This is a genomic window from Methylobacterium sp. AC433 (assembly GCF_979253015.1).
This window is the reverse complement of sequence record NZ_CEEDBN010000003.1, coordinates 240772-260579: the sequence shown is the minus strand read 5'-3', so window position 1 is coordinate 260579 and position 19808 is coordinate 240772. Positions and strand designations below refer to the sequence as shown.

The 19808-nt window shown below is 70.6% G+C and carries 17 protein-coding genes; 6 read left to right on the top strand and 11 right to left on the bottom strand.

Going from position 1 to position 19808, the window contains the following annotated elements:
- Positions 1–257 precede the first annotated feature (257 nt).
- On the bottom strand, positions 258–1058 hold the full coding sequence (locus AC0IWM_RS07175) for a TSUP family transporter (protein WP_471753806.1): 801 nt from the start codon (positions 1056–1058) through the stop codon (positions 258–260).
- A gap of 73 nt (positions 1059–1131) precedes the next feature.
- A complete protein-coding gene (locus AC0IWM_RS07170; RefSeq protein ID WP_471753804.1) occupies positions 1132–1704 on the bottom strand; it encodes a L,D-transpeptidase in 573 nt (190 codons plus the stop codon).
- A 269-nt stretch (positions 1705–1973) separates the two neighbouring features.
- On the opposite strand from AC0IWM_RS07170, the gene AC0IWM_RS07165 reads away from it, so the two are divergent.
- The 3 genes from AC0IWM_RS07165 to AC0IWM_RS07155 all read left to right on the top strand — a co-directional run bounded on the left by AC0IWM_RS07165 (position 1974) and on the right by AC0IWM_RS07155 (position 7199).
- Positions 1974–2384: a hypothetical protein gene (locus tag AC0IWM_RS07165; protein WP_471753802.1), complete on the top strand. Its 411-nt coding sequence runs from the start codon at positions 1974–1976 to the stop codon at positions 2382–2384.
- A 363-nt stretch (positions 2385–2747) separates the two neighbouring features.
- Positions 2748–4031, top strand: a complete 1284-nt coding sequence (locus tag AC0IWM_RS07160) for an efflux RND transporter periplasmic adaptor subunit (RefSeq protein WP_471754125.1) — start codon at positions 2748–2750, stop codon at positions 4029–4031.
- Positions 4032–4034: 3 nt separating this feature from the next.
- The gene (locus AC0IWM_RS07155; protein ID WP_471753800.1) at positions 4035–7199 is read left to right on the top strand and encodes a multidrug efflux RND transporter permease subunit; all 3165 of its coding nucleotides are present in this window, start codon (positions 4035–4037) and stop codon (positions 7197–7199) included.
- 142 nt (positions 7200–7341) lie between these two features.
- On the opposite strand, the gene AC0IWM_RS07150 is transcribed toward AC0IWM_RS07155, so the two are convergent.
- The 9 genes from AC0IWM_RS07150 to sseA form a co-directional block, all read right to left on the bottom strand.
- The gene (locus AC0IWM_RS07150; RefSeq protein WP_056474864.1) at positions 7342–8145 is read right to left on the bottom strand and encodes a succinate dehydrogenase iron-sulfur subunit; all 804 of its coding nucleotides are present in this window, start codon (positions 8143–8145) and stop codon (positions 7342–7344) included.
- A gap of 62 nt (positions 8146–8207) precedes the next feature.
- Entirely contained in the window at positions 8208–10028 is a 1821-nt protein-coding gene (gene sdhA, locus AC0IWM_RS07145) for a succinate dehydrogenase flavoprotein subunit (RefSeq protein WP_471753798.1), read from the bottom strand.
- Between the two features lie 29 nt (positions 10029–10057).
- Positions 10058–10471 carry a succinate dehydrogenase, hydrophobic membrane anchor protein gene (gene sdhD, locus AC0IWM_RS07140; protein WP_471753796.1) on the bottom strand — a complete coding sequence of 138 codons (414 nt, stop codon included), beginning with the start codon at positions 10469–10471 and terminating at the stop codon, positions 10058–10060.
- 12 nt (positions 10472–10483) lie between these two features.
- Positions 10484–10885, bottom strand: a complete 402-nt coding sequence (gene sdhC / locus AC0IWM_RS07135; protein ID WP_056474844.1) for a succinate dehydrogenase, cytochrome b556 subunit — start codon at positions 10883–10885, stop codon at positions 10484–10486.
- Positions 10886–11050: 165 nt separating this feature from the next.
- Complete coding sequence (locus AC0IWM_RS07130; protein ID WP_471753794.1) at positions 11051–12373, bottom strand: SLC13 family permease; 1323 nt, start codon at positions 12371–12373, stop codon at positions 11051–11053.
- Positions 12374–12473: 100 nt separating this feature from the next.
- Positions 12474–14699 carry a glycosyltransferase family 2 protein gene (locus AC0IWM_RS07125; protein WP_471753792.1) on the bottom strand — a complete coding sequence of 742 codons (2226 nt, stop codon included), beginning with the start codon at positions 14697–14699 and terminating at the stop codon, positions 12474–12476.
- 120 nt (positions 14700–14819) lie between these two features.
- A complete protein-coding gene (gene atzF / locus AC0IWM_RS07120; protein ID WP_471753790.1) occupies positions 14820–16625 on the bottom strand; it encodes an allophanate hydrolase in 1806 nt (601 codons plus the stop codon).
- Between the two features lie 218 nt (positions 16626–16843).
- Positions 16844–17698, bottom strand: a complete 855-nt coding sequence (locus AC0IWM_RS07115) for an urease accessory protein UreD (RefSeq protein ID WP_471753788.1) — start codon at positions 17696–17698, stop codon at positions 16844–16846.
- 9 nt (positions 17699–17707) lie between these two features.
- The gene (gene sseA, locus AC0IWM_RS07110) at positions 17708–18556 is read right to left on the bottom strand and encodes a 3-mercaptopyruvate sulfurtransferase (RefSeq protein WP_471753786.1); all 849 of its coding nucleotides are present in this window, start codon (positions 18554–18556) and stop codon (positions 17708–17710) included.
- A gap of 197 nt (positions 18557–18753) precedes the next feature.
- On the opposite strand from sseA, the gene AC0IWM_RS07105 reads away from it, so the two are divergent.
- The 3 genes from AC0IWM_RS07105 to AC0IWM_RS07095 all read left to right on the top strand — a co-directional run bounded on the left by AC0IWM_RS07105 (position 18754) and on the right by AC0IWM_RS07095 (position 19804).
- Positions 18754–19035, top strand: coding sequence for a hypothetical protein (locus tag AC0IWM_RS07105; protein WP_471753784.1), 282 nt, complete (start codon positions 18754–18756; stop codon positions 19033–19035).
- Positions 19036–19180: 145 nt separating this feature from the next.
- A complete protein-coding gene (locus AC0IWM_RS07100; RefSeq protein ID WP_471753782.1) occupies positions 19181–19435 on the top strand; it encodes a hypothetical protein in 255 nt (84 codons plus the stop codon).
- A 15-nt stretch (positions 19436–19450) separates the two neighbouring features.
- Positions 19451–19804: a hypothetical protein gene (locus tag AC0IWM_RS07095; RefSeq protein ID WP_471753780.1), complete on the top strand. Its 354-nt coding sequence runs from the start codon at positions 19451–19453 to the stop codon at positions 19802–19804.
- The last annotated feature ends 4 nt before the right edge of the window (positions 19805–19808 follow it).

Below are 19808 nucleotides of genomic sequence, written 5' to 3'. Positions count from 1 at the left end.
TCAGCGCCGGACGATCTCGCGCAGACCATCGGTCAGGATGCGGGTGCCGATCGCGCCGAAGCCCAGCCTGAACAGAGCCTCCGTGGTTCGCGCGACGCGCGCCCGGATCCGCCGCACCGGCCCGGTCGCGAAGGGATCCTCGACGATGTTCGGATGTTCGGCTTCGTCCGAAGCCGAACGCCGCGCCTCCGAACGGCGGTCCCCTAGCAGCCGGGAACCGGACGGCGGGTCGTCACGGGCGGACCGGTGGGCGACGATCAGCTATCGAACCATCCGAGCACGGCGCGCCGCAGCGGGTTGGCCGGGTCGGAGAGGAGGCGCAGCGCCATCACGCAGGCGATGGTGACGAGGAGGGGGCGGATCAGCCGCGCGCCCATGCGGATCGCCAGGCGCGAGCCGATCTGCGCGCCGAGGAAGGCGCCCACCGCCATCGTCAGGCCGATCGCCCAGACCACGTGGCCGCCCAGCGCGAACAGGGCGAGGCTGCCGAGATTGCTCGCGGCGTTGGCGAGCTTGGTATGGGCCGTGCCCCTGACCACGCCGAGGCCCAGCAGGGTCACGAAGCCGATCATGTAGAAGGCCCCCGCGCCGGGGCCGAACACGCCGTCGTAGAATCCGACGGCCGGTGCCCAGGTCAGGGCGAACCAGTTCGGCGTGATCCGCGCGGTCGCGTCCTCGTTGCTCATGCGCTTGGCGGTCGCGAAGTAGATCGCGATGGCCACGAGCAGGATCGGCACGGCGGCGTCGAGCACGGCGCGCGGCAGCAGGCTGACGCAGAGCGCACCCGCGACGGAGGCGCAGCCGGCGCTCACCGCGATCTTCCAGGCATCGGGCCAGTGGATCAGGCGGCGGCGCGCGAAGGCGAGGGTCGAGGAGACCGCGCCGGCGCTGCCCTGGAGCTTGTTCGTCGCGATCGCCGAGACGGGATCGAGCCCCGCGAGCAGCAGGGCCGGGACGGTGAGCAGGCCGCCGCCGCCCGCGATCGCATCGACGCAGCCAGCCGCCACCGCGACCGCGAACAGACCCGCGATCAGGCCGATATCCACCCCGAAGATCATCCCGTCCTCACGTCATGGTCCAGTGAAGACCGACTGGAGGCGGGATGGAGGACCGGAGCGCCGGAGGCGCGGCTCAGTTGCGGACGACGACCTTCGTGCCGACCTTGGCGCGATCGTAGAGGTCGACGATGTCCTTGTTGGTCATGCGGATGCAGCCCGAGGAGACGGCGGCGCCCATGGTCTCGGGCTCGTTCGAACCGTGGATACGGTAGAGCGAGGAGCCGAGGTAGAGCGCGCGCGCGCCGAGGGGGTTGTCCTGGCCGCCGGCCATGAAGCGCGGCAGGTCGGGGCGGCGCGCCAGCATCTGCGACGGCGGGCGCCAATCCGGCCATTCCTTCTTCATGGTGACGCGCTTCTCGCCGGACCACGAGAAGCCCTGGCGACCGACGCCGACGCCGTAGCGCACGGCCTGGCCGGCACCGAGCACGTAGTAGAGCCGGCGCTGGCTGGTCGAGACCACGATCGTGCCGGGCTTTTCCGTGCCCTTCCAGGCGACGGTCTCGCGGGGGATCGCCTGCTCCTTGAAGATGTTCATGAAGTCGGCGATGGGCCCGCTGTCGAACGGGTTTCCGGCGAAGGCCGGTCCGGTCGATACGGTCAGGGCCGCCGCCAGGGCGGATGCGGCGAGAACGCGGCGCGTCTGCATGGTCTGTCCTCCTGCCGTGAACCGGCAAAGGGCGGGCGCGGAGGCCCGGCTTTCCCGGAGGCATGTGGTCGGGGGCGAGAGCCTTGGCGGGATGGAGCGGGGTGGTCAACCGAGCCTGGGCCGAACGGGCGCCCCCTGTGTGATCCCGGCAACGCTCCGAATCCGCGTGGCCGTAGGACGGTCCGGGGCACCTGACACAATGCCGCAGGAACTTGCGGCCAAGGCTGCCCAGCCCCAGACTCGTGACCGTGAGCAGCCCAACAAGCCATATGGCCAGTGCCGCCGATGCGGGTCCGTCCGCCTGTGCCGATCCGGCGCCGGCCGGTCGGCATGCCCTCGGCCGTGCGCTCGGCACGGCGCTGTCGGGTCTCCTCGCCCTGCTGTTCCTCGTCTGCGCGATGCTGCCCCTCCTGCAGGGCTCGGGCGACGCTCCGCGCGGGTTCGAGCGTCACGCCGCGATGACGGCGACGACGGTTCCGAACGCCCCCGACCTGCTGGCGCGGATCTCCGTCGGGATGGTCGACCTCGACGAGGCGGCCGGCAGCGTCTCCCAGCAGCGGCTCGTCCCGGTCGGCCGGCACGCGCCGAAGCGCCTCGGCCTGCCGCGCGCCGCGTTGGACTGCGAGACCCGCGCGATCTCTCCCCTGGAGCGTCCACCGCGGCGTGACCTCCTGATCTGAGCGGAAGCCGCCGCGCTCACGTTCGCGTGCGTCCGGACCGTACTTCGCGTGCCGGTGGTGCGCGTGTCGTCGGATCGCCCAGATTGTAGGCTAGGCGAGGGTCGGCCCGGATGATCCGGCTCCGGAGCGATTCGGCATGATCCAGCCTCGGCCCGATCCGGCCGCTCCCGCGCTCGCCGAAGTTGCAGCAGACCCCGATCCCGTCACGGCCATCCCCACATGGCCCGACGCTTGCCACGGCCCGGCCCGCTCGCGGTGCACGAGGGCCCTGGACCCTGAACGCGGCGATGCCGGCCCCGGGCCGAGCGCCTTTTGCCGAAATTTCGCAGGAGCGAAACGATCGTGACGTCCTTGAACCACCGCCTGTTCCGCACCCGGCCGACCGCGCTGGCGGCAGGCTTCGTGCTGGTCGCCCTCTCGGCCTGCAATCAGAAGCAGCAGGCGTCCGCGCCGGTCCCCGGGCCGGTCCCGGAGGTCGGCATCGTCACCGTCCGCGAGCAGCCGATCCCCTATCTCCGCGACCTGCCGGGCCGCGTCGCCCCCCTGCGGATCGCCGAGGTGCGCTCGCGCGTCTCCGGCCTGGTGGTGAAGCGCACCTTCGAGCAGGGCAGCCTCGTGAAGGAGGGCGACCTCCTCTACAAGATCGACCCGGCGCCCTTCGCGGTCGAACTCCAGAGCGCCGAGGCGGCACTCGCCCGCACGGAGGCCGCCCAGGTCCTCGCGAGCCAGCAGGCCGACCGCCTCGAACAGCTGCTCTCGCGCCAGACCGCGAGCCAGGCCCAGTACGACAGCGCCTATGCGAGCCTGAAGCAGGCCGAGGCCGAGGTCGCCGGCGCCAAGGCGACCCGGGACCGGGCCAAGCTCAACCTGAGCTGGACCGACGTCCGCGCGCCGATCTCGGGCCGCATCGGCCGGGCGCTCCTCACCGAGGGTACCCTGGTGGAGCAGGGGGGCGCGGCCAACCTCGCCACCATCCAGCAGCTCGACCCGATCTACGTCGACATCACCCAGTCGGTGGGCGAATTGAACAAGCTGCGCCGGGACCTCGCCAGCGGCGAGCTTTCGCGCCTCTCGGCCGACACCGCGAACGTGCACCTGATCATGGATGACGGATCGCTCTACGGTTCGGCCGGCAAGCTGCTGTTCTCGGACGTCACCGCCGACCCCAGCACCGGCCAGGTGACCCTGCGCGTGCTGTTCCCGAACCCGCACGACGAATTGTTCCCCGGCATGTATGTCCGCGCCCGCATCAAGCAGGGCATCGACACCGACGCCCTGGCGGTGCCGCAGCAATCGATCCAGCGCACCAGCGACGGCAAGGCCGAGGTCTGGGTCGTGCGGGAGGACAGCAAGGTGATGCTCCAGCCCGTGGAGGTCGGCTCCGTGGTCGGCAACCAGTGGATCATCCGCTCGGGCCTGAAGGCCGGCGACCGGGTCGTGGTCGAGGGCGTTCAGAAGATCGTCGCCGGCCAGGAGGTGAAGACCGTCGAGCTGAAATCGGCCGCCGAGGACCACGAGCCGAAGCCGCGCGACACCGACACGGCCGATGCCGAAGCCGGCGCCAAGCCGGGCGAAGCGAAGGCCGATCCGACCAAGACCGATCCGAGCAAGGCCGGCGCGGCCAAGCCCGTCTCGCAGGTGCGCTGAACCATGGCCCGCTTTTTCATCGACCGGCCGGTCTTCGCCTGGGTCGTCGCCCTCTTCATCATTCTCGGCGGCGTGCTCTCGCTGCCCCTGCTGCCGGTGGCGCAGTACCCCGTGATCGCGCCGCCCTCGATCGCCCTCTCCACCGCCTTCCCGGGCGCCTCGGTGGAGAGCCTCTATACGGGCACGACCCGGCTCATCGAGGATGAGCTGAACGGTGCGGCCAACATCATGAGCTTCGAGTCGACCACCGATTCGTTCGGCTCGATCAACATCACCGCGACCTTCCTGCCCGGCACCGACCCGGCCCTCGCCTCGGTCGAGGTGCAGAACCGCCTCAAGCGCGTCGAGGCGCGGCTTCCCGCCGAGGTCCGACAGCAGGGCATCCTGGTCGAGGAGGCCTCGGCCGCGACGCTCAACATCATCACCCTGGTCTCGACCGACGGGAAGATGGACGAGATCGGGCTGGGCGACTTCCTCATCCGCAACGTGATCAACGAGATCCGGCGCGTGCCCGGCGTCGGCCGCGCGACGCTGTACTCGACGGAGCGCTCCCTGCGCGTCTGGGTCGACCCCGACAAGCTGCGCGGCCTGTCCCTGACGCCCGAGGACGTCACCGACGCGATCCGCAACCAGAACATCCAGATCGCGTCGGGCGCGGTCGGCGCCCAGCCGAGCCCGAGCAACCACCCGGTCTTCGCCCCGATCGTCGTGAAGGGCCAGCTCAACACCGTCGAGGATTTCGGCGCGATCGTGCTGCGGGCGAATTCCGACGGCTCCAACGTGCGCCTCCGCGACGTCTCCCGGATCGAACTGGGCGGCGACGCCTACCAGTTCTCGACCCGCCTCAACGGCGGCGAGGCGGCGGGCATCTCCGTCACCCTGGCGCCCGACGGCAACGCCCTCGAGACCGCCCAGGCCATCCGCGCCAAGATGGAGGAACTGTCGCAGTTCTTCCCGCCCGGCCTGAAGTGGGACATTCCCTACGACATCACCCCGGCGGTGAAGGCCTCGATCAAGAAGGTCCTGATGACCCTGGTCGAGGCGGTGGTGCTGGTGTTCGTGGTCATGTTCCTGTTCCTGCAGAACATCCGCTACACCCTGATCCCCACCATCGTCGTCCCGATCGCGCTGCTCGGCACGGTCACGGTGATGCTGCTGGCGGGGTTCTCGATCAACGTGCTGACCATGTTCGGCATGGTGCTCGCCATCGGCATTCTCGTCGACGACGCCATCGTGGTGGTCGAGAACGTCGAGCGCATCATGAACGAGGAGGGCCTCGCGCCGAAGGAGGCCACCCGCAAGGCGATGGGCCAGATCACCGGCGCGATCATCGGCATCACCCTGGTGCTCGTCGCGGTGTTCATCCCGATGGCCTTCTTCCCCGGTTCGGTGGGCATCATCTACCGGCAATTCTCCATCGCGATGGTGACCTCGATCGGCTTCTCGGCGCTGCTCGCCCTGTCGCTGACCCCGGCGCTCTGCGCCACCCTGCTCAAGCCGATCGAGAAGGGCCACGGCCACGCCAAGGGCGGCTTCTTCGGCTGGTTCAACCGGATCGTCGACCGCGAGACCGCCCGCTACGGCCGCGGCGTCGCCGGGCTGATCAAGCGCTCCGGCAAGGTGATGATGGTCTACCTCGCCCTCCTGGTCGGCGTCGGCTTCGCCTTCCTGCGCCTGCCCGAGGGCTTCCTGCCCGTGGAGGACCAGGGCTTCTTCACCGTCGACATCCAGACGCCGCCCGGGGCCTCGTTCAACCGCACCCAGACGGCGGTGCGCGAGGTGGAGCAGTATCTCCTGGCCCGGCCCGGCGTGGCCACCGTGACGATGCTGAACGGCTTCTCGTTCTCGGGCCAGGGTCCGAACCTGAGCCAGGCCTTCGTCACCCTGAAGCCATGGAGCGAGCGCGACGCGGCCAATTCCGCCAGCGCCCTCGTGGCCGACACCAACGCGGCCCTGGCCGGCTACCGCGACGCCATCGTCGACGCGCAGGAGCCGCCGCCGGTGGACAACCTCGGCAACGCCGCGGGCTTCTCGTTCCGTCTCCAAGACCGGGCGCTGCGCGGCTACTCGGCCCTGACGGCGGCCGAATCGCAGCTGCTCACGCTCGCGAAGAAGAGCCCCATCCTGCAGAAGATGAAGATCGAGGGCCTGTCCCCGACCCCGCAGGCGGAGCTGATCATCGACCGCGAGAAGGCCGCCGCCCTCGGAGTCAAGTTCGAGGACATCAACAGCACGATCCAGGTCAATCTCGGCTCGGTCTACACCAACGACTTCCCCAACCAGGGCAAGATGCAGCGCGTCTACGTCCAGGCCGAGCAGCTGCAGCGCATGCAGGCGCCCGACCTGCTGAATTACGGGGTGAAGAATGCCACGGGCACCATGGTGCCGATGTCGTCCTTCGCCGAGCTGAAATGGGGCGTCGGTCCGTCGCAGATCGTCGGCTTCAACGGCTACCAGTCGGTCCGCTTCACCGGCGAGCCGGCCGCCGGCTACACCTCGGGCGACGCGATCGAGGAGATGGAACGCCTGATGCAGCAGCTGCCGAAGGGCTTCGGCTACGCCTGGACCGGTCAGTCGCTGCAGGAGAAGCAGGCGGGCTCCCAGGCCTCGCTGCTCCTCGGCCTCTCGATCCTGATCGTGTTCCTGTGTCTCGCCGCCCTCTACGAGAGCTGGTCGATCCCGTTCTCGGTGCTTCTGGTGATCCCGCTCGGCATCATCGGGTCGGTGGCGGCAGTGTACCTGCGCGGCCTGCCCAACGACGTCTACTTCAAGATCGGCATCATCACGATCATCGGTCTCTCGGCCAAGAACGCGATCCTGATCGTGGAATTCGCCAAGGACCTGTGGAAGCCCGGCAAGTCCCTGGTCGACGCCACCATCGAGGCCTCGGCCCTGCGCTTCCGCCCGATCGTGATGACCTCGCTCGCCTTCATCTTCGGCGTGGTGCCGCTGGCCATCGCCACGGGCGCCGCGTCGAAGAGCCAGCAGGCGATCGGCACCGGCGTGCTCGGCGGCATGATCTCGGCCACCATCCTGGCGGTGCTGTTCGTGCCGGTGTTCTTCGTGGTCGTGATGCGGATCTTCCGCCGCAAGGACGCCACCGAGGGCATCAAGCCCGAGGCGGAGCCCGGCGCGGTGCACGTGCCGCACCACGCGCCGGCCGAGTAAGCCGGCGGGCGCGGGCGCTCACCGCCGGTGGGCGCCCGCGCTGGTAGACGCGACCCATCGGGACCCGGTTCACGAAAAAGGGGCGCGCGGTCCGATCGACCGCGCGCCCCTCGTCTCGTCCGGATTCGGCCGGCGCCGCGGATCAGACCTCGCGGGCGATCATCATCTTCTTGATCTCGGCGATGGCTTTCGCCGGGTTCAGGCTCTTCGGGCAGGTGTTGGCGCAGTTCATGATCGTGTGGCAGCGATACAGCCGGAAGGGATCGTGCAGGGCGTCGAGGCGCTCGCCGGTGTTCTCGTCGCGGCTGTCGATCAGCCAGCGATAGGCCTGGAGCAGGGCCGCCGGGCCGAGGAAGCGGTCGCCGTTCCACCAGTAGCTCGGGCAGGAGGTGGTGCAGCAGGCGCAGAGGATGCACTCGTAGAGGCCGTCGAGCTGCGCCCGATCCTCCGGCGTCTGCTTCCACTCGCCCTCGGGTGCCGGCGTCTCGGTCTGGAGCCAGGGCTCGATCGAGGCGTGCTGGGCGAAGAAGTTCGTCAGGTCGGGGACGAGATCCTTCAGCACCGGCATGTGCGGCAGCGGGTAGATCCGCACCGCGCCGGTCTTCTTGCCCTTGGCGTGCTCCTGGCACTCGTCGATGCCCATGGTGCAGGCGAGCGCGTTCTGGCCCTCGATGTTCATGGCGCAGGAGCCGCAGATGCCCTCGCGGCAGGAGCGGCGGAACACCAGGGTCGAGTCGACCTTGCTCTTGATCCAGAGCAGGGCGTCGAGGACCATCGGGCCGCAATCGTCCCGGTCGACCTGGTAGACGTCGACGCGCGGATTCTTCCCGTCATCGGGATTCCAGCGATAGATCCGGAATTCCTGCAGGTTGTTCGCGCCGGTCGGCCGAGGCCAGGTCTTGCCCTCGGTGATCTGGGAGTTCTTGGGAAGATTGAACTGAGCCATGGTTTGGCGTGCCTAAATCCGTCTCGTGAGAACCATTCCGGGGAACGACGTGGGTCGTTGCCTCAGTACACGCGGGCCTTCGGCTCGATGTACTGGATCTCGTTCGACATCGTGTAGGTGTGGACCGGACGGTAATCGATGCTGACCTGCTTGGACTTGTCGTCCATCCAGGCCAGCGTGTGCTTCATCCACTCCTTGTCGTCGCGGTCCGGGAAGTCCTCGCGGGCATGGGCGCCGCGGCTCTCCTTGCGGTTGGCGGCCGATTCCATGGTGACGACGGCCTGGCCGATCAGGTTGTCGAATTCCAGGGTCTCGAGGAGGTCGGTGTTCCAGATCAGCGAGCGGTCGTTGACGTGGATGTCGGGAATGCCGGCGGCGACCTTGTGGATGAGGGTCTTGCCCTCCTCCAGCACCTCGCCGGTGCGGAACACGGCGCAGTTGTTCTGCATCGTCTTCTGCATCTCGGCCCGCAATTCCGCGGTGGGCGTGCCGCCGCTGGCATAGCGGAAGCGGTCGAGGCGGCCGAGGGCCTTGTCGGCGGAGTCCTTCGGCAGCTCCATCTGGCGGGCGCCGGCCTCGACGATCTCGGCGCAGCGCAGGCCCGCGGCCCGGCCGAACACCACGAGGTCGATCAGCGAGTTCGAACCGAGGCGATTGGCCCCGTGCACCGAGACGCAGGCGGCCTCGCCGAGCGCCATCAGGCCCGGCACCACCGTGTCGGGGTTACCGTTCTTCAGGGTCAGCACCTCGCCGTGATAGTTCGTCGGGATGCCGCCCATGTTGTAATGGACCGTCGGCAGCACCGGGATCGGCTCCTTGGTGACGTCGACGCCGGCGAAGATCTTGGCCGATTCGGAGATGCCCGGCAGGCGCTGGTGCAGGATCGCCGGATCGAGGTGGTCGAGGTGCAGGTAGATGTGGTCGTTGGACTTGCCGACGCCGCGACCGGCCCGGATCTCCATGGTCATCGAGCGGGAGACCACGTCGCGCGAGGCGAGGTCCTTCGCCGACGGGGCGTAGCGCTCCATGAAGCGCTCGCCCTCGGAATTGGTCAGGTAGCCGCCCTCGCCACGGGCGCCCTCGGTGATGAGGCAGCCGGCGCCGTAGATGCCGGTGGGGTGGAACTGCACGAACTCCATGTCCTGCAGGGGCAGGCCGGCGCGCAGCACCATGGCGTTGCCGTCGCCGGTGCAGGTGTGGGCGGAGGTGGCCGAGAAGTACGAGCGGCCGTAGCCGCCGGTGGCCAGGATCGTCATCTGGGCGCGGAAGCGATGGATCTCGCCCGACGCCTGGTCGATGGCGATGACGCCGAGGCAGCGGCCCTCCTCGTCCATGATGAGGTCGAGGGCGAAGTACTCGATGAAGAAGTTGGTGTGGTTCTTCACCGCCTGGCCGTAGAGCGTGTGCAGCATGGCGTGGCCGGTGCGGTCGGCCGCCGCGCAGGTGCGCTGGGCGGTGCCCTTGCCGTAATCGGTGGTCATGCCGCCGAACGGACGCTGGTAGATCTTGCCCTCTTCCGTGCGGGAGAAGGGCACGCCCCAGTGCTCGAGCTCGTAGACCGCGGCCGGCGCGTTGCGCACGAGGTACTCGATGGCGTCTTGGTCGCCGAGCCAGTCCGACCCCTTCACGGTGTCGTACATGTGCCAGCGCCAGTCGTCCGGACCCATGTTGCCGAGCGAGGCCGAGATGCCGCCCTGCGCCGCCACGGTGTGGGACCGGGTGGGAAACACCTTCGAGATGCAGGCGGTGCGCAGGCCGGCCTGGGAGCAGCCCACGGTGGCGCGGAGGCCCGCGCCGCCGGCGCCCACCACCACCACGTCGAAGGTGTGGTCGTTGATCGTGTAGGCGGGAGCGCCGTTGCCGTTGGTTCCGTTGGTGGCCATGGGCTGATCCTTCGGGTTCGGGGTGCGGGTCAGACGAGCTTGCCGAGGCTGACGCGCAGGATCGCGTACAGGCAGGCCACGGCGACGATGACCGCGTAGAAATTATTGGCGAGCAGGCTCAGGAGCTTGAGCGTCCTGTCGTGGACGTAGTCCTCGATGATGACCTGCATCCCGATCCTCATATGGGCCGTGACCGAGATCACGGCGAGGATCAGGACCAGGGCCACCACCGGGTGCGACATCAGCGCGATGGCCTCCGGGTAGGGCCGGTTCGCCATCAGCGCGACGATGACCACGAAGGCCAGCATCAGCGGCGCGTTGGCGGCGGCGGTCAGGCGCTGGGTCCAGAAATGGCCCGCGCCGTGGCCCGAGGCCCCGAGGCCCTTCACCCGGGCGCGGGGCGTGCGCATGGTGACGTTGGTGTTCTGGCGGTTGTCGACCATCGCTCGGTCTCCTCAGCGCAGGGTCAGGGCGAGCGCCCAGATCAGGACGGTCAGGATCACGGAGCCGATCAGGGTCGCGCGGGCGAGGCCCATGCGCTGGGCGCGGTCGAAGCCGTAGCCGAGGTCCCAGATGAAGTGGCGCAGGCCGCCCAGCATGTGGTGCATCAGGATCCAGGTGTAGACGAACAGCACCAGGCGGCCGACGATCGAGCCGAAGAACCACGAGACGGTGCCGTAGGCGGCCGGACCCGACGCGAGGGCCACGAGCCAGATCGCCACCAGGGCCGAGCCGCCGTAGAGGGCCGTGCCGGTGATGCGGTGGAACACCGACATCGCCATGGTCCAGGTCCAGCGGTATATCTGGAGATGGGGCGAGAGCGGCTGGGCGACCGTGGGACGGACGGTTGGAGCCATCGTGCTGAAGGTCCTCGACTGGGCGGTGCACCGGTTTTTGACAGGGCACCAAGAAAAATTTGGATCGTCTCTAAAGTGCTAGCGGGCAGGCGCCAATGCGCAACCCCGCTTCGCCGCAGCGCACATGCGACACAGGCGCCAAATCGTCATTCGGTCCGTGCCGCCTCACGGCAGCCACCCGAGGGCGCGCCACCAGAGGTAATCCAGGGGTGCGACGACGAGGAGGGAGAGGAAGCCGGTCACCAGGGTCAGCCTGGTCGCCGCGCGGAGCGGCACCTTCCCGAGATCGACGGCGAGGACGATCGGCGGGGCCTGGTAGGGCAGGAACAGGGTCGAGTAGCCGACGACCTGGATCATCACCACGGCCATCAGGTCGAGTCCGCTCGCCCGCGCCATCTCGCCGGCCAGCGCCGTGTAGAGCGCCGGGGCACCGTTGGCGGTGACCGCGACCGTGAGGATCGCCGCCAGCCCTGTCAAAATCCCGAAATTGTAGCCCGGCGCGTCCGGCGTCAGCGGCGCGACGTGGAGGAGGGCATGGCCCAGGCTGGCGCCGAGGCCGGTCTCGTTCACGGTGGCCACGAGGCCGAGGAGGGCGGCGACGTAGAAGCAGGTGCGCAGGTTCACCGCGCCGAAGGCCTCCGCCGGCAGCACGCCGATGCGGGGCATCAGGCAGAGGATCGCGGCGATGAGCCCGACCCAGGCCGGGGCGATGTGATGCAGGCTGTCGGTGACCCAGAAGGCGAGGGTGGCGGCCAGGATCACGGCGAGCCGCCGCGCCTCCGGGCGCAGGGGCTCCTTCGCGAGGGCGGCGCCGTTCTCCCCGTGGTCGAGCCGGTCGGGAAACAGCCGGATGATCGCCAGGACGAGGAGGGCGCCCTTCACCAGGGCCAGCACCGGCGCGTGCAGCAGGAGATAGGGCAGGTAGGCGATGTGAAGGCCGTACTGGGTCTCGGCGGTGCCGGCCATCACGAGATTCGGCACGTTGGCGGGCAGGATCGCGGCCGAGAGGATCGGGGTGGCGAGGCCCACCGCCAGGACGGCGCCGTGCCGGCCCGGGCGCCCGGCTTCGAGGCCGAAGGCGTCGCAGAGGGCCAGCACCACGGGGACCAGCAGGGCGATCCGCCCGAGATTGGACGGCATCACGAAGGCGACGCCGAAGGACAGGGCGACGATGCCGGCGATGAAGGCCGGATAGGAGGCCGAGAGATGGCCCGACAGGCTTCGCGCGAGGCGGTCGCCGAGACCCGAACGCGTCATGGCGAGGCCCACCACCATGCCGCTGAGGACGAGCCAGAACGCCGAGGAGGCGAAGCCCGAGAACACGGTCGCGGGGGGCGCGAGGCGAAACAGCATCGCCCCGGCGAAGAACAGCATCGCGGTGACGATCTCGGCGATGAGGCCGCTGGCCCAGAGGCCCATGCAGAGCACGAGCAGGAGCCCGGTCACCACGACCGTCGCCTCCCCGCCCATGAACGCCCCTGCCGGCATCGCCCGATTCCAATCCGCCCGTCCGGCGGGACAATGATCCTACCTTGGAGCCATTCGCAATTCGGGGTTTTCCGATTCAGCCTTCGCGTCCCGCGAAGGATCAGAAGCGTGCCGCGTCGAGCTCGAAGGTCGGGGGCAGCGCCTCGAACCATTCGCCGTAATAGGGATCGCGCGGGAGCTTCTCCGCCCAGCGATCGCGAAAGCGCTGGTGCTCGGCCGGGTCCACCGTGCGGGCCCGGTTGCGGCTCTCGTAATGGTAGAGGCTCGCCTGGGCGCAGTAGACGCTGCGCAGGCCGCGCTCGCGCAGCCGGAGACACAGGTCGACGTCGTTGTAATTGACCGCGAAGCCCGCATCGAAGCCGCCGATGGCCTCGAAATCGGCGCGGCGCACCATCACGCAGGCGCCGGTCACCGCGAGGTAGTTGCGGCTGCCGACCGTGGAGAAGAAGTGCCCGGGATCGTCGCCGGGATAGCCGCGGCGGACATGGTCCGGGGTGGCATCGACGATCGAGACGCCGGCATGCTGGATCTCGCCGGTCTCGAACAGGAGCTTGGGGCCGACGGCGCCGACGCCGGGGATCTGCAGCTGCGCCAGCATCGCCTCGATCCAGTCGGAGGTGATGACGGCGATGTCGTCGTTGAGGAAGACCAGCACCGCGCCGCTGGCCTCGGCCGCGCCGAGGTTCATCTTGGCGGCCACGTTGAAGACCGGCTCGGACCAGGCCACGCGCCGGGCGCCGTGGCGGGCGAGGGCCGCCTCCGTGCCGGGGCGCAGATCGCCGTTGTCCACCACCACGAACTCGATGTCGGGATAGGTGCTGGTCGCGGCCACGCTGTCGAGGCAGGCGGCGAGGAGATCCACCGTCCGGCCGCCGACGGTGCTGTCGCGCCCGGCGGTCGGGATCACGATGGAGACGCGCGGCCGCTCCGTCAGCTTGCGCCGCATCTCGAAGCAGCCCTTGAAGTGGCTGGAGCGGGCGAAGTCGAGGGCGCCGGTGCGCCGGGCCCGGTCCTCGAGGCCGCGGATCGCCGCGGCGATGACGTAGTCCTTGTTGTCCATGGTCTGGGCGGTGGAGCCCGGAATCGCGCGCCAGTGATAGAGCACCTTCGGCACGTGGACGACGTTGCGGACGTGCTCGGTATAGCGCAGGGCGAAGTCGTAATCCTGCGCGCCGTTGCATTCGTCGCGAAAGCCGCCGATCCGCGCCACGATGTCCATGCGGTAGAGCGCCAGGTGCGCCGTATACATGCAGGCTTCGAGGGCTTCGGGCGACCAGTCCGGCTTGAAGAACGGATCGTAGCGCACCCCGTCGATCGAGATCTTGTCCTCATCGGAATAGATGAAGTCGACGGTCTCGTCGCCGTTGAGGATGCGGACGAACTCGTAGAGTGCGTTGTCGGGAATCGCGTCGTCGTGGTCCATCAGGGTCATGTAGCGGCCGGTCGCCAGCGCCATGGCGTCGTTCGTGGCGGCCGAGATGCGCCCGTTCGTGGTGCGGCGATGGAGCTTGATGCGCGGGTCCCCCGCCGCGAAGGCCTGGAGCAGCGGCCAGATCTGCGGGTCCGGCGAGTTGTCGTCGCAGAGGCAGAGTTCCCAGTCGGGATAGGCCTGGGCCTGCACCGAGGCGATGGCGGCCTTCAACCAGCGATGGGGGGTGTCGTAGACCGGCATGACGATCGAGATGCGCGGGCGCAGGCGAAAGCCCGCGATCTCGGCGCGCATGGCCGCGACGCCGAGGCGGCCGGGCGCCTCCACCTTGTCGATCCAGGCCGTGTAGGAGGCCGGCACCGGGCGCGGCCGGGCGCTGGCGCGGAAGTCCCGCCACGATTTGCCGGCGCCCTTCTCGCGCCAGGCGGCGCGGATGCGCGCGAGGATCCGGGCCGGGGCGCGCTCGGCCTCGGGCAGCGTGTTCACGAGGCGGCGGGCGGTCTCGGCCACGGCGCCGACCGGACCGAGATAGGTCAGGGAGACGTCGCCGAGGTGGAAGCGCCCGGCGCCGCTCATCGGGTCGAGGCGAAGGCCCCGGACCCGGCGGGGCAGGTGCACGAGATTGTCGATGCCGGCGGCGTCGGCCTCCAGCGGAATGGCCAGCGTCTCGCGAAAGCCCTTGCCGTCGTCGACGTAGAGGATCGGGACGAGCTTGGTGCGGTCCAAGGCGGTGAGGTCGGCGCGCAGGAGGACCCAGCCGCCGCGATGGCGCCGGCGTCCCTCCGGCGGCCAGAGGCGGAAATGCGGGTCGGACCCGGTCGCGCGCCACGTGTCCGGGCTCCCGTCCGCCTCGATCTGGCTGAAGGCGTCGAGGCGACAGCGTAGGGTGCGCGGCAATCCCGGATCCTCTTCGATGCGGGCTCGGGGCCTGCCGAGCCGGCCGGCCGGTCGCCGGACCCGCAGCGCCCGGGGTTTAGGGCAAGCCCGCCGGCCCTCGCAAGGGCAGGCGGGTTCGCCTCAGGCGCGGCCCGCGGCGAGATAGGCGCGCCAGCCCCCGTGCCGGGTGATCTCCGGCGCGCCCGCGACGGCATGGGCCTCGCACAGGAACCCCGAGACGGCTTCGCCGTCGGTGAGGGCGATCTTGCCGATACCGAGGGGCGCGGGGATCGCGGCGGCGAAGTGCCCGAAGGCCGCCGGATCGAGACCCCAGACCTCGACTTCCAGGCCGGGACCCGCGAAGCCGGGCTCCCGCACGAGGCCGGGCTTCGGCGGCACGGTGCCGGGCAGGGCGTAGAGCCGGTAATCGGGCGCCGTACGGGTCGCGCGCAGGAAGGTCGCCCCGAGCTCCCGGAGCTGGTGGTTGAGGGCGAGGCCCGTGAGATGGGCGCCGACCACCACCAGGAGGATCTGCCCGGAGGCGCCCGGGGCGACCCGGCTCTCCTCCGGCAACACGCCGGCCCGGTCGACGCCCATGCCGCCGCCGAGGGCGCGATGCAGGGCATCGGCCCAGGGCGCCAGGGCCTCGTCGCTGAAGCCGGGGCCGACCAGCATCACCCCCGCCGGAAGGCCGTCCCGGCGGAACCCTGCCGGGACCGCGATGGCGGCCATCCCGAGCAGGTTGGCGAAATTGGTGTAGCGACCGAAATGGCTGTTCCGGACGATGGGCTCGGCCTCCATCTCGGCCACCGAGTAGGTGGTCGGGGAGGTCGGCAGCAGCAGGACGTCGATCTCGGCCAGGATCGTGTCGGTGCGGCGCTTGCACGCCTCGAAGGCGTAGCGGCCGCGGAAGGCGTCGACCGCGCTGTAGACGCGCGCCGATTCGGTGATCGCGCGCACGCTCGGATCCATCGCGGCGGCGTGGTCGGCATGGAACGCCTCGATGGCGGCCAGCCGCTCGGCGACCCAGGGGCCGTCGTAGAGGAGTGCGGCGACCGCGCGGAACGGCGCGTAGTCGAACGGCACCGCGACCCCGCCGAGGCGCTCAAGCCGGGCGATGGCGGCGTCGTAGAGGGCCGCCGTCTCGGTGTCGCCGTAGAACTCGCGCTCGGCCGGCGTCAGCACGCCGAAGCGCAGGCCGGCCGCCGGGAGCGGATGCGGGACCGCCCGGCGCGAATAGGGATCGGCCGGGTCGAAACCCTCGGCGATCCGGCGCACGGCGATGCCGTCCCCGACGGTGGCGGCGAAGACGGTGATGCAGTCGAGGCTGCGGCAGGCCGGCACGAGCCCGGTGGTGCTCAGCGCCCCCGGCGTCGGCTTGATCCCGACGATGTTGTTGAAGGCCGCCGGCACGCGGCCGGAGCCGGCGGTGTCGGTGCCGAGGCTGAAACAGGCGAGCCCGGCCGCCACGGCCACGGCCGAGCCGGAGCTCGACCCGCCGGAAACGTAGTCGGCGTCGAAGACGCTGCGCGGGGCGCCGTAGGGCGAACGGGTGCCGTTGAGGCCGGTGGCGAACTGGTCGAGGTTGGTCTTGCCGGTCACCAGGGCGCCAGCCGCCTTCAGCCGCCCCACCACTTCGGCGTCCCGTTCGGGCGTGTAGGCGAAGGCCGGGCAGGCGGCGGTGGTGGGCAGGCCCGCCACGTCGATGTTGTCCTTCACGGCGAAGGGCAGGCCCCAGAGCGGCAGGGAGTTCGGCTCCGGGTGGGCCGCCATCAGGGCGCGGGCCGATGCGACCAAGTCGGTGCGCGCGACCGGCGTGATGAAGATCGCCGGGTCCGGCGAGGCCGCCATCCGCTCGGCAACGATCTCGGCGAGGCCGACCGGATCGAGGCGGCCGGAGGCGAAGGCCGCGCGCAGGCTCGCGGTGTCCAGGATCGTGGGCAGCATGGGTTCAAGTCTCCTCGATCGCCGCGACGCGACACCATCGCCCCAGGGTCAGGCCGGGTCGGACCCGACCTCTGCGCGCGAAGACCCGCGAACTCGCATTCTCCGTGCCGTGAGGGAACGCCCCGCGGTCGGAGCGCTCGCACCGCTCTGCGCGTGTCCGCTCCCGCCCCACCGAGCGGCCCGCACACGGGCGCACTGCGCTCTCCGCCCATGGGACCTCAGGTCTGCCAGACGCGGGGCAGCGGCCGCCCGCGATAGGCGGTCAGGGCGCGCTGCGCGACGGCCCGCAGGGCGTCCGGATCGCGGCCGAGGAGGCGCAGGACGAGGTGGCCGTTCCAGGCGCTGGCCGCGGCGGCGACGCCCTCCGCGCCGGTCGCGTCGAGGATGGCGCGGACCTCCTCCAGCCGCCCCTCCGCCTCGGGCGAGACGTCGAGCATCGTCGCCATTGCGCGGGCGCCGTTGCCGATCGCCGCGCGGGCGAGCTGGTCCGAAAGGGCGCCGTCGAGGCGCAGGGTGTCGGCGTAGGCGAGCCGTCCGTCGCGGCGGATGCGCCAGGTGTCGCTGAGGTGGCCCCGCGTCATCGGCTCGTTGCGGGCAGTGCGCCCGAAGGTGATCGCCTCGAAGGCGAGGAGATGGGCGCCCGGCGCCAGATCCGCCTCGAACCGGCGGGCCAGGGCGGCCCGGTCGAACAGGATCGTCTCCTGCGGCAGGTGCGCGAGGCGGCCCCCGGCCCCCACGGTCACCGCGGTGGCGACGCGGCTCACCGGGCCGTCCGAGCGATAGACCTTCTCGGCCGCCGTGGTGGTCAGGGTGAGGTCGGCACCCGCGCCGACATCGGCCGTAACGCGGAAGGCATCGCCGCAGGCGATTCCGCCGGCTGTGTTGAGCAGGACCGCCTCACAGGGACCCTTCGGACGGCGCGGCAGGCGCAGGCGCAGCGGGCCACCCTCGGCGATGTCGAGGATGCGGGTGTCGTGCCCGTCCGCGCAGGCGACGCGCAGGTGGATCCGCCCCTGGGAGCGCTGGCGCTCCGGCGCGGCGACGGGGAGCGCCGGAGGGTCGGGGTTCGGCAAGGCGGCGGGTCAGGCCGGGCCGGTGGCGACCGGACGCTCGGGATCGGAACCCCATTCCGACCAGGAGCCGTCGTAGAGGGCGCGGGGCGGCCGCCCCAGGGTCTCCAGCGCCAGCCCGACGATGGCGGCGGTGACGCCCGAACCGCAGGTGGTGACCACGGGCCTGCTCACGTCGACGTCGTTCTCGGCGAAGACCGCCCGCAAGGCCGCCTCGTCCTTCAGGCGGCCCTGGCTCTGGAGCGCGGCGTAGTGGACGTTGCGGGCACCCGGCATGTGGCCGGGCCGGACACCGGGGCGGGGCTCCGCCTCCTCGCCGCGGAAGCGCGCTCCGGAGCGCGCATCGACGACCTGGGCATTGCCCGATTCGAGGGCACCGGCGATGTCGCCGGCATCGGCCACCGCGCCGTGGTCGAGGCGCGCGGTGAAGTGGCGGCGGGCGCGCGGGCGTCCCTCGCCCTCCTCGACGGGATAGCCCGCCGCGACCCAGGCCGGGAATCCGCCTTCCAGGATCTCGACGTCGCGGACGCCGTAGGTCTTGAGCATCCAGCGCACCCGCGGCGCCGAGAACAGGCCCATCCCGTCATAGACCACGATGTGGGCCCCGTCGCCGACGCCGAGGGCGCGCATGCGGGAGGCGAAGACCTCCGGGCGCGGCAGCGTGTGGGGCAGGGGAGAGGTCTCGTCGCTCATCGTGTCGATGTCGAACCGGATTGCGCCGGGGATGTGCCCGGCGAGGTACTCGGCCCGGGCATCGCGGCCCTGGGCCGGCAGGTACCAGGACCCGTCGAGGATCACGATATCGGGCGCGCCGAGGCGGGCCTGGAGCCATTCGGCCGTGACAAAGGGCGTCGTCGCCATGGATTTCTCTGTTCGATGGGCCGGACACGGTCCGGCCGGGAGTCGCGTTCGGGCGGTGCGGTGCGGCCACCAAACCACATCCCGCCGCGGCTTGCACCCTGCGCGGACGGGAATACGATCTGAACCGGCCCTTCCCGAGCCGCGTTGGTCCCCGGAGACGATCCTTCGCAATCCCTTTCCGTCAGGAGACCGGTGCCATGCGCATTCCGACCCTCATCCTCGCCAGCACCCTCGGCCTCGCCCTGGGCGGCGCGGCCCACGCCCAGACCTCCGTGACGGGGGGCGGCACCAGCACGATCAACGGCTCCGGCAGCAGCAACGGCAGCAGCACCTCGGGCTCGCCCGCGACCACCGGGACGGCGCCGGGTGCCGGCGCCGTGCGCAACCCGAACGCCGCCCCCCTGCCGAGCGCGGGCCGCGCCATCGCGCCCGGCACCACCGCGCCGGGTCCGGCGCATTCCGGCGCATCGTCACGCTGAGGCGCGATCCACGCAGTCGGAAGGCCGGGCCGCGATGCCCGGCCTTTTTCGTCGCAACCACGCTCGACGTGGTGCCAAGGGTGATGCCAAGGCGCGCCGCCTGCGGCTATGGATGGTGGAGCCATGCCAGCGTGATGGAGCCGTTGTGAAGCCGCGCGAGACATACCACATCGAAGTGCTCGCCTCCGAGGACGAGGCCGGCGCGCGCGGCGAGGACGCGGTGAGCCAGCGCATCTCCGTGCGCACCTTCACCGTCGAGGCCGCCAAGGAGCGCGCCCTGACCCTCTTCGCCCGGGCGCGCGCGCCGCAGCGCAGCGGCGCCCCGGCCGAGGCCGTGCGGGTCATCGACGGCGCCGGCACGGAGGTGTTCCGCTGGAGCCGGTTCGACGAGCCGGCCTGACGGAACGAGCACGCCATGCGCGCCCTGATCCTCCCCGGTCTCGTCCTGCTCTTCGCGCTCCTGTTCGTGCGCAGCTACACGGTGCCCCCGGCGCCGGACCGGCGCGGCGGCACCACGGTGTCGCTCGCCTGGCCGAACCGGCCGGTCTTTGGCAGCCCGCGGGCCGACTGCATCGGCCTCCCGGCGGGCGATTCGGTGATCGCCTGCCTGATCGGCTCGGTGTCCCGGGCGCGCGCCGACGGCATTCCACTGATTCAGCTCGGCTTCTGCCCGACGTGCTACTCACTATCGCAGCGCGCCGCCGCCCTCGGCCGCGACGAGGCCGCCGTGCAGGCGCGTCTCGGCGAGATCGCCCGCTTCGGCTGGTGAGGCC

Bases quoted from the DNA above. Each gene is read 5' to 3' on its own strand.
- AC0IWM_RS07175 (WP_471753806.1), bottom strand. From the start codon at position 1,058: ATGATCTTCGGGGTGGATATCGGCCTGATCGCGGGTCTGTTCGCGGTC.
- AC0IWM_RS07170 (WP_471753804.1), bottom strand. From the start codon at position 1,704: ATGCAGACGCGCCGCGTTCTCGCCGCATCCGCCCTGGCGGCGGCCCTG.
- AC0IWM_RS07165 (WP_471753802.1), top strand. From the start codon at position 1,974: ATGGCCAGTGCCGCCGATGCGGGTCCGTCCGCCTGTGCCGATCCGGCG.
- AC0IWM_RS07155 (WP_471753800.1), top strand. From the start codon at position 4,035: ATGGCCCGCTTTTTCATCGACCGGCCGGTCTTCGCCTGGGTCGTCGCC.
- AC0IWM_RS07150 (WP_056474864.1), bottom strand. From the start codon at position 8,145: ATGGCTCAGTTCAATCTTCCCAAGAACTCCCAGATCACCGAGGGCAAG.
- sdhA (WP_471753798.1), bottom strand. From the start codon at position 10,028: ATGGCCACCAACGGAACCAACGGCAACGGCGCTCCCGCCTACACGATC.
- sdhD (WP_471753796.1), bottom strand. From the start codon at position 10,471: ATGGTCGACAACCGCCAGAACACCAACGTCACCATGCGCACGCCCCGC.
- sdhC (WP_056474844.1), bottom strand. From the start codon at position 10,885: ATGGCTCCAACCGTCCGTCCCACGGTCGCCCAGCCGCTCTCGCCCCAT.
- AC0IWM_RS07130 (WP_471753794.1), bottom strand. From the start codon at position 12,373: ATGCCGGCAGGGGCGTTCATGGGCGGGGAGGCGACGGTCGTGGTGACC.
- atzF (WP_471753790.1), bottom strand. From the start codon at position 16,625: ATGCTGCCCACGATCCTGGACACCGCGAGCCTGCGCGCGGCCTTCGCC.
- sseA (WP_471753786.1), bottom strand. From the start codon at position 18,556: ATGGCGACGACGCCCTTTGTCACGGCCGAATGGCTCCAGGCCCGCCTC.
- AC0IWM_RS07105 (WP_471753784.1), top strand. From the start codon at position 18,754: ATGCGCATTCCGACCCTCATCCTCGCCAGCACCCTCGGCCTCGCCCTG.
- AC0IWM_RS07095 (WP_471753780.1), top strand. From the start codon at position 19,451: ATGCGCGCCCTGATCCTCCCCGGTCTCGTCCTGCTCTTCGCGCTCCTG.